We start from the raw sequence: 12445 nt of genomic DNA, 5'->3' as shown, positions 1-12445 counted from the left end.
ACCATACTACAATTGGCTTACAAATTATAAAAATAAAATGGTTGGCCAGTGAGTCTTACAAGCGACGAAAAGTTACTACGTTTAATTAAATACTTACCAATGATGATCATTGGGCTTTTTGTTACCGTGATTATCTCTGTCGTACTGAATGAAAACAGACACTCACTCAAAGACAGTATTAGCACCCTACGCTCTACGTTTTACCACGATCAAAAAGAGCTGCTGCAATATCGCATAAGTAATATCCTTCAACAGATTGAATTTGAAAAACAAAGCACCGAGTCGATTCTCAAAAATAATATTCAAGAACGAGTCGGCGATGCCCTATCCGTCGCATACAGCATCTATCAGCAGAACCCTTCTCTCGATGAAGCCTCACTCACCAAAATGATCATCGATGCGCTTCGTGATGTGCGCTTCAATAACGGCCGAGGCTACTTCTTCATTTATAAGTTGGATGGTACCAATGTTATGCATCCGATTTTGCCCCACATCCAAGGCACCTCTTTGTGGGACTTAACCGACGTTCGCGGGTCTTACGTCATTCGCGACCTATCTAACCTGGCCCAGGCACAAGGCCAAGCATTTCATCGTTGGTGGTGGAGTAAGCCTGAAAAGCTTGAACAAGAGTTTGATAAGATCGGCTACGTAGCGCTGTTTAAACCGTTAGGCTGGTTTATTGGCACAGGTGAATATGTCGTTGACGTAGAGCAAGACATTCAAGAACGGCTTATTGAACGCATCTCTGACTACAAGTACGGTGAAGGCGGCTATGTCTATGTTTTGAATGGCCAAGGCACACTGCTCTCCCACCCTAGTTCTACCATGGTGAATACTGAGCGGCTGAACATGCGTGATAACAATGGTACTTTCTATGTCCAAGAGATCATCGAGACTGCCAAATCAGGCGGCGGTTATGTTGAGTACCAAGCATCCTATACCCCAAACGGCATCAGCCAAGCAGATAAACTCAGCTATGTTTCATATATTCCCGCTTGGGATTGGATCATTGGTACAGGGATCTACACCCAACGTGTAGAAGCTTTCCTCAATGAAAGGCAAGCTAATCTAGAGCAAAAGAATACCAACGAACTATCTAAAATTATCGGGGTTGGCTTAACAGCGTCCATTCTTTTAGCGGTAATTTCTCTTTTCATTGGCCACTTAGTTGGGCAACGTTTCGTCCGCTTTCAAAAACAGATTAATGCTGATTTTGATGAGCTTAAGGCGACTAAAGACAAACTCCAGTATCAAGCGCTGCATGATGAGCTTACTGCACTACCAAATCGAACCTATCTACTCGACTTTATTGATCAGGCAAAAACTAAAAGTTTATTTTCCGGCAAATCCCTTGCGGTGATGTTTGTTGATATTGATGACTTTAAAAAGGTAAACGATGCCTTTGGACACTCAATTGGTGACCAACTTCTTGCCATGGTCAGTGAGCGATTCCAAACCTTACTCGATGATCACAGTATCGTGGCGCGCTTTGGTGGTGATGAGTTTGTATTCTGCTTCTCCGAGATTGATTCTGTCTTGGAAGCAGAACAAAAAGGCCTTGAGATTTGCAACGCTTTTTCTGATGTCTTTCAGATTAACAATAAAGTCGTCAATTCCACTTGTAGTATTGGCGTGTCCATTTTCCCGCAAGATGCGAGCAATGCTGAAGACTTAATTGCAAAAGCCGATACCGCTCTTTATACCTCAAAGGCTCTCAAAAAAGGGCACGTGCTGTTCTACGACGAGTCGATTAATAAACAAGTGCAATACGAACTTGCACTAGAAAATGAGCTACGCGGAGCACTAGAGCGTGAAGAACTGTATATGCTCTATCAACCTCAGATCCATTTAAATAGCGAACGCTTAGTCAGCGTCGAGGCTCTGATTCGTTGGAACAGCCCTCGACTAGGGCAAGTCTCACCGGTTGAGCTTATCCGCAAAGCAGAAGAAATAGGCTTGATCAGTAAAGTCGGCGAATTTGTTATTCGCCGTTCGTGTGAGCAACTAATTTACAATTTCCCTAATCACCCTGAAGCCATCACCCTTTCGATCAATGTATCTCCAAATCAGCTTCTTGAAGGAGATTTCGCGGAAACACTCACTGCTATTGTTGATGAGTATGGTATCGACCATCGCCGAATCACCATCGAAATTACCGAGAATGTATTGATCAACGACATTGAGTTGGTTACACCTATCCTTAAGAAGGTCCGTGAGCAAGGTTTTGCTATCGCTCTGGATGATTTTGGTACCGGCTTCTCATCGCTCAGTTATTTATGTAACCTGCCGATCACTGAGATTAAAATCGACCGCAGCTTTGTGGATAAAATGCTTTCAAACCAACAAAGTGACGGGCTAATCAAAGCCATTGTGGCGATCGGAAAATCGCATTCACTTAAAGTGGTGGCAGAAGGGATTGAATCGCCAGAACAGCACCAAAGATTGCACCAATACCAATGTAACTTAGGTCAAGGGTATTTGTTCTCTAAGCCAATCCAAATAGAACAACTGGTCGAGTTCCATAAGCAAAACTCGGCAAGGATAGAATATGAAAGTTGAAATTAGCCCTTTGTGGCAGCATCGACACGATGACGAACATAAAATTCGACGTGATGACCATCGCAGCCCCTACCAAAGAGACCGAGCACGCATTCTTCACTCTGCGGCATTTCGCCGCTTGCAAGCCAAAACACAAGTACACGGCAACAGTATTGATGACTTCCACCGAACTCGCCTTACCCACTCACTCGAAGCAGCTCAATTAGGCACGGGGATTGTTGCTCAAATAAAAAAGAAACAACCAGAATTTCGAGAGCTGCTACCTTCCGACAGCTTGATTGATTCGTTATGCCTCGCTCACGATATTGGTCACCCACCCTATGGGCACGGTGGAGAGGTCGCGCTGAACTATATGATGCGAGACCACGGTGGATTCGAAGGTAACGCTCAAACTTTTCGTATCGTGACTCAACTGGAACCTTATACTGAGCACTTTGGTATGAACCTGTCTCGCCGTACTCTGCTTGGCTTAATCAAATATCCAGCCCTGCTGAGTGAAACTCGAAGAAAACTTAAGCCAGAGCCCGCCAGCCACCAGCGTAAGCTTAAAGCAAAAGATTGGGCTCCAGCCAAAGGCCTATACGACTGCGACCAAGTATTATTCGACTGGGTATTAGCACCACTGTCCGATGCCGATAAGGCCTTGTTTAGCCAGATGCGAGGAAGCGTTGCGGATAACCAGCATAACAAAACTCGCTTTAAGTCTTTAGATTGCTCCATCATGGAGCTTGCTGATGACATTGCCTACGGTGTCCATGATTTAGAAGATGCTATTGCTTTAGGCATGGTGACGAGAAATCAATGGCAAGAGGCTGCTGCCAGTCAACTCGCCGAGTGTGGAGCCAGCTGGTTTGAGACCCATATAGCTTCCATCAGCGAAATGCTTTTCACTGGGAAACACCATCAACGTAAAGATGCCATTGGTGGTATGGTCAATGCACTGCTCACGAGTATCGCTATCAAACCCGTAGACGCACCATTTGAAAGTGAATTGCTGGCGTTTAACGCCTATTTAGAACCTGAAATGGCTCAAGCCCTTGAAGTATTAAAGTCTTTCGTTAGCCAGTATGTCATCCAGATCCCCCAAGTTCAGATCGTCGAATACAAAGGCCAACAAATCATTATGGATTTATTTGAGGCTCTAAGCGCCGACCCAGAGCGGCTACTCACTCAGCAAACACGCCAAAACTGGTTAAATGCAAATGGTGAAGAGGCTCAAATGCGAGTCATTGCAGACTATATTTCATCTATGACGGATGGCCACGCGCAGCGCTTGCATCAACAGCTGTTCTCTTCACATCATTAAGCTACTTTAAGTAGTTTCGCTCAAAAACCCCAGGTGGCATTTGATCAATTTGAAACTGGATCATGTGGTCAAATGCAGCCAAAAGTGGCGAAAAATCCTGCTCAGGTTGAAGTAATGAAAGAATGTGGTAGCCCGCTTCCACAGTCGATAAGCTGTTCTCACTTGGGGCTTTGCGAATGCGGTAGTTCCCTTTAAGCCCTTTGGGTAAATGAAGGCATGGCAGCGATTGCAGGTTGGTAGATACTTGCCACATTTTGTAGGCTTTCTTCCATGTGCCATCCAGTAATATGACACGAACTTTGTCGGTGTTCGCCTTAGCGATTAGCTCATCAGCAGAACGCGAATGATCGCTTGGATATAAAATGTAATGCTCGACATCACTTTGGGCTAAGAGATGATTCAGTTCATCATGTGTAGAAAAGTCTTCACCGACAAAAAGATAACTGTTTGGCAATGATAAGCTCAAAATCCTTGCCGTTCCCATTGGCCGATGTTCTTCCGTGGGATGTTGAAGGATGATCAACTCAACATTCGATGATAGGCTTTGAATCCACTGACAAATACACGCTTTTTGTGACTTGCCACACTGCAAACAATATCGAGACATAAAGTGAAACTGACCTTCCTGTTATTGGCAACTAGCCTTATCTGCTTAGCATTACAATTCGAGCCAATGCAAGCCTACGCTGCGTGGAATATACACAGCATAGCCGATGGCCAATGGTGGCGAATCCTAACAGGAAATTTCACTCATACCAACTTTGCCCATTTAGGAATGAACTTAGCCGGTCTCTGGGTGATCTGCTATCTCTTTAAACCGAGCGCAAAAACATTATTGTTTGCTCTGGTGATTCTTTCTCTCTTTGTTGGTGTTGGCAACATCTTTACCGACATGACCACCTACGTCGGCCTTTCCGGCGTCCTGCATGGCTTGTTTGGCTACTTTGCCCTACAAGAAGTTTTACAGGGAAGAAAAGGTAGCCTACTTTTGGTTGCAGGCCTTATTGCCAAAGTGTTGTGGGAACACCTTATCGGTGCTTCAGAGTCCACCAGTGCAATGATCAACGCCAAGGTCGCCATCGAAGCCCATTTATCAGGCTCTTTAGGCGGGTTTGCATTGGCGCTGCTTGAACACTTTCACCAACAAAAAAAACGCCCATCGTAAGATGGGCGTCCATAACTGACTAGTCTTAAGTTAAAGCATCACGTCATTTAAACAATTGGACGCTGGCCGCGGCTAATCAGTTTCATTAACACGTTATCTGCTGCGTCACCCGCAACCCCTGCTAGCTTGTCAGTGAGCTTTTTCTTCTGCACATAATGAATCGACAATACGGTTTTATCTTTACACGCTTCAACAACCAGATCATCAGAGGTTTTAATCTCATCCACTAAACCAAGCTCTTTCGCTTGAGTACCAAACCAGTGTTCACCTGTCGCGACTTTATCTAAGTCCAACGCAGGGCGATGATCACGAATAAAGTCTTTAAACAGACCATGAGTCTCTTCAAGCTCTTGCTTAAATTTCTCACGCGCTTTGTCGCTGTTCTCGCCAAACATGGTTAGAGTGCGCTTGTACTCACCCGCAGTCAGTTGTTCAAATTCGATATCGTGCTTTTTCAATAGTTTATTGAAGTTTGGCAATTGGGCTATAACGCCAATAGAACCAACAATCGCAAACGGCGCAGATACAATTTTATCGGCGATACATGCCATCATGTAGCCACCGCTTGCTGCTACTTTATCAACAGAAATAGTCAGAGGTAATCCTGCTGCTTTAATGCGATCAAGTTGAGAAGATGCTAACCCGTAGCCGTGAACCATACCGCCACCGGTTTCAAGGCGCAGTAGCACTTCATCACCTTCACGCGCAACCGCAAGAATCGCAGTAACTTCTTCACGTAATGAAGCCACTTCTTTCGCATCGATGCTGCCATTAAAGTCGAGAACAAATAAGTGCGGCTCACGCTTCGAGTCTAGGTCACCGTCTTTCGCTGCTTTCTTGATCTCTTTCTCACGAGATTTCGACTGCTCTTTCTCGCTTTTCTTTTCGGCTTTATCACGAGCTTTAATGAAAGCTTCATCGTGTAAATGGTGCTCAAGCTGCTCTACGGCTTGCTTATGCTGCTCAGTCAAATTGGTGATTTCCAGTTCACCCTTCGCTGCGCCACTTTTCCCACTGACTGCTTTCGCAATCACTAAAATCGCAATAATCGCGACGACGACAGTCGCAATCTTGGCCAAAAAGAGGCCGTAGTCCAACAAAAATTCCAATGTCATATCCCCAAATGTGCGAATTGGTGTATTGTAACCGCCTTGTCACGAAGACTTAAAGTAGAACATAACAATAAGGAAGCACATGGTGGATTATTCCGTTTCTGCAGATGCCCTAAAAGATAAAGTGATTTTGGTTACTGGTGCCGGTGATGGCATAGGTAAGCAGGCTGCCCTTAGTTTTGCTCAACACGGTGCGACCGTCATATTACTTGGCCGTACAGTGAAAAAACTCGAACAAACTTACGACGAAATTGAAGCGGCTGGGTACCCTCAGCCTGCGATCATTCCTTTGGATATGAAAGGCGCAAGCAAACAAAATTACGTCGACATGATTGAAACCATTGAAGGTCAGTTTGGCCGCCTTGATGGCTTGCTACACAACGCCAGTATCTTAGGCGTTATCAGCCCATTCGACCAAATCGGCGAAGACACTTACGATGATGTCATGCAGGTGAATGTGAAGTCACAATTTCTATTGACCCAAGCGGCGTTGCCGTTGCTGCGTAAATCTGACGATGCACGTATTGTATTTACCTCCTCAACTGTGGGCCACGTTGGTCGTGCGTTCTGGGGGACTTACGCTATGTCGAAGTTTGCAACAGAAGGCATGATGCAAGTATTGGCAGACGAACTGTCGGATACGCCAATTAAAGTCAATGCAATCAACCCTGGTGGTACCCGTACAGGTATGCGAGCTAAGGCATTCCCAGCAGAAGACAGTGGTTTACTCAAAACACCAAAAGATATCATTCCACTGTATTTATACTTGATGGCCCCTGAAGGAAAAGATGTCCGTGGCCAGTGCATCGATGCCCAGCCGAAAAAATAGGTTTATCAAAGAACCCCAATACATTGAATGCCTTGCGTTGACCGCAAGGCATTTTTTATTGTCTAGAAATAAAATTTATTAATCTTTTTCTTGCAGCGATACCCGCTTAATTTATACTGTATATATATACAGTTATTTTGTATGTGAGCGATAAAGTATTTATGTATGAATTAATCGAAAAGCTGAAACTGAAACAGCTTGTCTGGCAAGGCTCTCAAACCCAATACCACAATGATTATCTTCCAACTGGTTTTGAGTTACTGGATCAAAAGCTTGAAGGTGGCTTTCCTAAGTGCGGTGTTGTTGAACTGCAATCCATCAGTGGCATTGGTGAACTTAGGCTGCTGCTCCCACACATTAAGCACAACCGTAGCGATCAGTTATCTGTGTTTATCCAACCACCCGGCTACCTCTGCGCTGAACAACTTCATCATGCGGGTATCGATAGTAATAAGGTCTTATTGCTTTATCCTAATAACGCTAAAGAAGCGTTATGGGCGGCAGAGCAATGCCTTAAGAGTGGGGCGTGCAGCAATGTGTGTCTATGGATAGATGATCTTGAAGTGCACCACGTAAGACGCTTACAAGTCGCCAGTGAAGCTGGTGATTGCTTAAGTTTCTTATTCAAAACCCAGTATCAGCTCGCTCAAGTTAATAATGTTTTCTCATTACCCGTGAGCTTAAGTATGACGCTGCGCCCTAATCCTGAAGGGCTTGAAATCACGATTACCAAGCGCAAAGGCGGGTGGCCACAAGGCAGTTTTGTCCTCAATATGAGTCAGCTTTGGCCTAGCCTAACCTTAATGCCGGAAACACCGGTTGTTATCCCATTCCCGCTCATGAAGCAGGGGTAGGTATGCAGCTCTGGTTGTACTTGCACTTCCCAACTCTTCAGCTTGATGCCCTCTTTGCTCAGCAGAATGAACAGCCGTTAGCTATTGTCGAAGGAAAGAAGCACCAAATTGTGCAGTGCAACTCTGCCGCACAAGAGCAAGGGATCAAGGCAGGCCTAGGCCTAGGAAGCGCTGCCACTTTATGTGCCGACCTACAGGTGCACCCGTATGATGCTCGCATCGAACAGCAAACACTGACCGACATTGCTCAGTGGTTGTACTTAATCACATCGGATATTGCCCTATTTCCCCCACAAGGAGTATTGCTCAAAGTCACCGATATGCTGTCTTTATACCAAGGGCTGGATAACTACTGGCATACCCTCAGCCAACACTTAAACACGCTGGCATTGAATTATTCATATTCGACCGGTTTTTCTCCATTTTCGGCGATTTTACTAGCAAAGTCGCACATCAATAGCATCACTTTAGACAAAGAAACCATCTTAAATAATATCCAACAGCACCCAATAGCCTCCACAGAGCTCGATAAAAAGCAATTAGAGCAGCTCAGCCGCGTTGGTATTCAAACTCTTCAGGAGTTGCTAGAACTACCGCTGCAAGAGTTGGCACAACGCTTTAATATTGATCTCGTTAACTATGTTGGACGGCTAACAGGGCGTTTTAAGCACCCTATTACCTTCTACCACCCACCAGAAGCGTTTCACAGCTATATGGAACTGCTATTCGATATTGAAAACGTACAATGGCTAGAAAAGCCACTAGGCAAGCTGCTAAAAAAACTTGAGCTGTTTCTAACACTGCGTAATCAGGTCGCTTATGAGCTGGAGTTAACCCTTCACCAGCGCGATAAAGTCGAACAAAGCATTACATTTACGTCTGCGATTGGCGATTACAGTGCCGTTCAATGGACACGTTTATGTCAACTTAGTATGGAGTCCCTCACTCTTGAGGGCCCAGTTCAAGGCCTAACTCTGACCATCAAGCGCTATGGTGAACAGCAAGCGCATGCAGACGATATCTTTGAAGGTAAAAAAGGTCAGCAAAGTGAGTTAGAGCTCGTCTCCCTATTACAAGCAAAACTAGGAAAAAAACAGGTTCGCAAAGTCTGTATGACACCCGACCCTCGCCCAGACAAAGCCACTCGTCTATACGATCCAGCAGAAGCCGCTGTTTTACCCGAGCTAAAAAACCGGCTTCGCCCTAGTATCATGCTGCCAGAACCAGAGCTACTGTGTGAAAAAGTCAGCCTAATGCAAGGCCCAGAACGAGTCGTCACAGGATGGTGGGACGGTGATGACATGACTCGTGATTATTTCATTGCTCGTAGCCAAGAAGGGCGCTGGTTATGGATATTTAGAAACCAAGACAAACAGTGGTTTCTACACGGTCAATTTAGCTAGGCAAAGGCCCCGTTCCCCATGAAATACGCTGAACTCTTTTGCCAAAGTAATTTTTCTTTTCTCACTGGCGCTTCCCACGCAGAGGAACTCATACTCCAAGCCGACTTTCTTCGCTATTCGGCCCTAGCGATTACCGATGAGTGCTCAGTTGCCGGAGTCGTGCGCGCATACACCGCCATCAAAGATCACCAGTTGGCCATCAAACTGATTGTCGGCAGTATGTTTTGGCTCAATGACGAATGCCAAGTGGTATTACTGTGTCCGAACCGCCAAGCCTATGCTGAACTGTGCCGTATTATCACTAACGCCCGTAGACGTTCACCGAAAGGGGAATATCAGCTTTCAGAATGGGATTTAATGTCAATTAAGCACTGCTTAGTGCTATGGCTACCTAGTCACACAAGCCATGACCAACACTGGGGTAACTGGCTTTCTCAGCATCACGCACATCGTCTTTGGATTGGCCTGCAACGTCACCTGAATGCAGACGATAAAGAATACACTCAGCACTGTGAAAGCCTTTCACTAGAGTATTCAATACCAATCACAGCGTGTGGTGGTGTGCTAATGCATACCGCGACTCGATTGCCTCTTCAGCATACGCTGACCGCCATCAAGCAAGGAAAGTCGGTTGATGCTATTGGTCAACACATGTTGTCCAACACAGAGCGGACGCTCCGTAGTAAGGAAAAACTCAGTAAGCTGTTCAAACCTGCATGGCTAGCTGAAACAGACCACATCGCAAGTCGCTGCGAATTTCATTTAAAAGAGCTTTGCTATGAATACCCAAGTGAGCTGATTCCCGACGGGCTCACTCCAATGATCCACTTACGTCAGTTAGTCGAAAACGGCAAACGAATACGCTTTCCATCTGGGGTTCCTGAACAAGTCAGTGCGGTGATCGATAAAGAACTCGACCTAATTGAAGAACTTAACTATCCGTTTTTCTTCCTGACCATTCACGACATTGTGATGTTCGCCAAACACCAAGGGATCCTGTATCAAGGCCGAGGCTCTGCTGCCAACTCTATTGTATGTTACTGCCTAGAAATCACCGCCGTCGACCCAAGACAAGTCTCCGTGCTGTTCGAGCGATTTATCAGTAAAGAGCGCAACGAGCCACCTGATATTGACGTTGACTTCGAGCATGAAAGACGTGAAGAAGTCATTCAGTATATCTACCAAAAATATGGTCGCGAGCGAGCTGCACTGGCTGCGACAGTGATTTCCTATCGCTTTAAGAGTGCCATTCGCGATGTAGGTAAAGCGTTAGGTATTAATGAAACCCAACTCGACTACTTCATTAAGAATGTCAATCGCCGTGATCGCTCTACAGGTTGGCAAGCTCAAATTGTCGAGCTGGGGTTAAAGCCTGATTCCTTGAAAGGCGAGCAATTCATTCAATTGGTCAACGAAATTATGGGGTTTCCTCGTCACTTATCCCAACATGTTGGCGGGTTTGTGATTTCATCAGGGCCTTTGTATGAGCTGGTTCCGGTTGAAAATGCGTCAATGAATGATAGAACCTTAATCCAATGGGATAAGGATGATCTAGAGAGCCTAGGCCTACTGAAAGTCGATGTGCTGGCACTAGGGATGCTAACGGCGATTCGTAAGTGCTTCACCTTGGTTGAGCAATTAGAGGGGCGAAAACTGTCGATCGCCGATATTACTCGCCAGCAGGATGACCCTAATGTCTATGGCATGATTCAGCGAGCCGATACGGTCGGAGTGTTCCAAATCGAGTCACGTGCACAGATGAGCATGCTACCTCGTTTAAAGCCTGCCTGTTATTACGATCTTGTGATACAAATTGCTATTGTTCGGCCTGGCCCGATCCAAGGTGATATGGTGCACCCATTTCTCAAGCGGCGAAACGGCACCGAGCCGGTGGAGTATCCGTCAGAAGAGGTACGTGAGGTGCTTTCTCGCACTATGGGTGTTCCTATTTTCCAAGAGCAAGTGATCAAAATTGCTATGGTTGCAGCAGGCTTTAGTGGAGGTGAAGCCGACCAATTACGCCGAGCGATGGCGGCTTGGAAAAAAAGTGGTGACCTAGCTAAGTTTAAAACCAAACTGATTGACGGTATGCTCAGCCGTGGTTACGAATTGGAGTTTGCTAATCGGATTTTCGACCAAATCTGCGGCTTTGGTGAATATGGCTTTCCTGAAAGTCATTCAGCGTCGTTCGCGGTATTAGCCTATTGCTCTGCATGGCTCAAATTCTATTATCCAGAGGCTTTCTATACCGCGCTACTCAATAGTATGCCGATGGGTTTTTACAGCGCCTCTCAACTGATTCAAGATGCCAAACGACACAACTTAAGCATCCTACCGATTTGCGTCAATCATTCGCACTATGACCACCGAGTGGTAAACCAAAATGGAAAGCTTGCTGTTAGATTAGGGCTTAGACAAGTGAAAGGCTTAAGCTTGGATGGCGTTAAACAACTTATTAAAGCACGCCCTCACTCTGGTTATCAGCACCCTAGCCAGCTCAAACATATTGGGCTAAGTAGCCGAGATGTCGAATTACTCGCCTCAGCGAATGCCATGCATGAATTTGCCCACAACCGCTACTCTACTCGCTGGGCGATGATGGACTCTTGCTCTGATCTACCGCTGTTTAAAGATCATGTAGCAAGGCTAGATACCCATATCACCCAACCTAACGATATGCAGACACTTTTAGAGGACTATGCCTCCACAGGGCTCTCTCTTAACAAGCATCCGATCACCTTACTCGATGAAGCCAATCAACTTGGACGCTTCACCCGTATGCAAATGCTGCAGCATACCAAGCATCAGTCCCTCGTCACTGTGGTTGGCGTAGTGACAGGTAAACAATCACCCGGAACCGCTGCTGGCGTAACCTTTTTCACCCTCGAGGACGATACAGGAAACATTAATGTGGTGGTCTGGAAAGCAACCGCACAAGCTCAAAAGCAAGCTTATCTCACTGCGAAGGTATTGATGGTAAAAGGGATATTAGAACGAGAGGGGGAAGTCACGCATGTTATTGCAGGCAGGTTGATCGACTTAACCAATAAACTAGAAGGGCTAAAGAGTCGCTCAAGGGATTTCCATTAAGCCTGAACCGAGAGAGCCTAGAAATACAAAAGGGAGGTTACCCTCCCTTTTAAATTGAGCGTTGAGTTACTTCGCCTCAACTTGCGCTTCCATACGTCTTTTCTTGAATTCCTTATACAGTAAAAGG

The 12445-nt window shown here is 45.7% G+C and carries 9 protein-coding genes; 7 read left to right on the top strand and 2 right to left on the bottom strand.

The features are described 5' to 3' along the window. The first annotated feature begins 48 nt into the window (after positions 1-48). Positions 49-2559: a bifunctional diguanylate cyclase/phosphodiesterase gene (locus tag ACXABW_RS04630; RefSeq protein WP_457524245.1), complete on the top strand. Its 2511-nt coding sequence runs from the start codon at positions 49-51 to the stop codon at positions 2557-2559. After that, positions 2549-3865, top strand: coding sequence for an anti-phage deoxyguanosine triphosphatase (locus ACXABW_RS04625; protein ID WP_265688043.1), 1317 nt, complete (start codon positions 2549-2551; stop codon positions 3863-3865). Before ACXABW_RS04630 ends, ACXABW_RS04625 begins: the two co-directional genes overlap by 11 nt. A 1-nt stretch (position 3866) precedes the next feature. Here the strand turns inward: ACXABW_RS04625 and ACXABW_RS04620 are convergent, their stop codons facing one another. Beyond that, positions 3867-4472: a tRNA-uridine aminocarboxypropyltransferase gene (locus tag ACXABW_RS04620; protein ID WP_265688044.1), complete on the bottom strand. Its 606-nt coding sequence runs from the start codon at positions 4470-4472 to the stop codon at positions 3867-3869. 3 nt (positions 4473-4475) lie between these two features. Between ACXABW_RS04620 and rrtA the strand changes: the two genes are divergently transcribed. Beyond that, complete coding sequence (rrtA, locus tag ACXABW_RS04615; protein ID WP_457524244.1) at positions 4476-5030, top strand: rhombosortase; 555 nt, start codon at positions 4476-4478, stop codon at positions 5028-5030. Between the two features lie 47 nt (positions 5031-5077). Here the strand turns inward: rrtA and sohB are convergent, their stop codons facing one another. Continuing rightward, positions 5078-6139: a protease SohB gene (gene sohB / locus ACXABW_RS04610; protein ID WP_457524243.1), complete on the bottom strand. Its 1062-nt coding sequence runs from the start codon at positions 6137-6139 to the stop codon at positions 5078-5080. 88 nt (positions 6140-6227) lie between these two features. Here sohB and ACXABW_RS04605 point away from each other — a divergent pair, with 88 nt between their 5' ends. The 4 genes from ACXABW_RS04605 to ACXABW_RS04590 all read left to right on the top strand — a co-directional run bounded on the left by ACXABW_RS04605 (position 6228) and on the right by ACXABW_RS04590 (position 12318). After that, positions 6228-6971 carry a YciK family oxidoreductase gene (locus ACXABW_RS04605; protein WP_252030783.1) on the top strand — a complete coding sequence of 248 codons (744 nt, stop codon included), beginning with the start codon at positions 6228-6230 and terminating at the stop codon, positions 6969-6971. Between the two features lie 161 nt (positions 6972-7132). Further along, the gene (gene imuA / locus ACXABW_RS04600; protein WP_457524242.1) at positions 7133-7825 is read left to right on the top strand and encodes a translesion DNA synthesis-associated protein ImuA; all 693 of its coding nucleotides are present in this window, start codon (positions 7133-7135) and stop codon (positions 7823-7825) included. A gap of 2 nt (positions 7826-7827) precedes the next feature. Further along, complete coding sequence (locus ACXABW_RS04595; protein WP_457524240.1) at positions 7828-9228, top strand: Y-family DNA polymerase; 1401 nt, start codon at positions 7828-7830, stop codon at positions 9226-9228. A gap of 18 nt (positions 9229-9246) precedes the next feature. After that, the gene (locus ACXABW_RS04590; protein ID WP_457524238.1) at positions 9247-12318 is read left to right on the top strand and encodes an error-prone DNA polymerase; all 3072 of its coding nucleotides are present in this window, start codon (positions 9247-9249) and stop codon (positions 12316-12318) included. Positions 12319-12445: the final 127 nt, after the last annotated feature.

Source organism: Vibrio paucivorans (genome assembly GCF_054053395.1).
The sequence above is the reverse complement of the archived record's forward strand: the minus strand, read 5'-3'. Positions and strand labels throughout refer to the sequence as shown.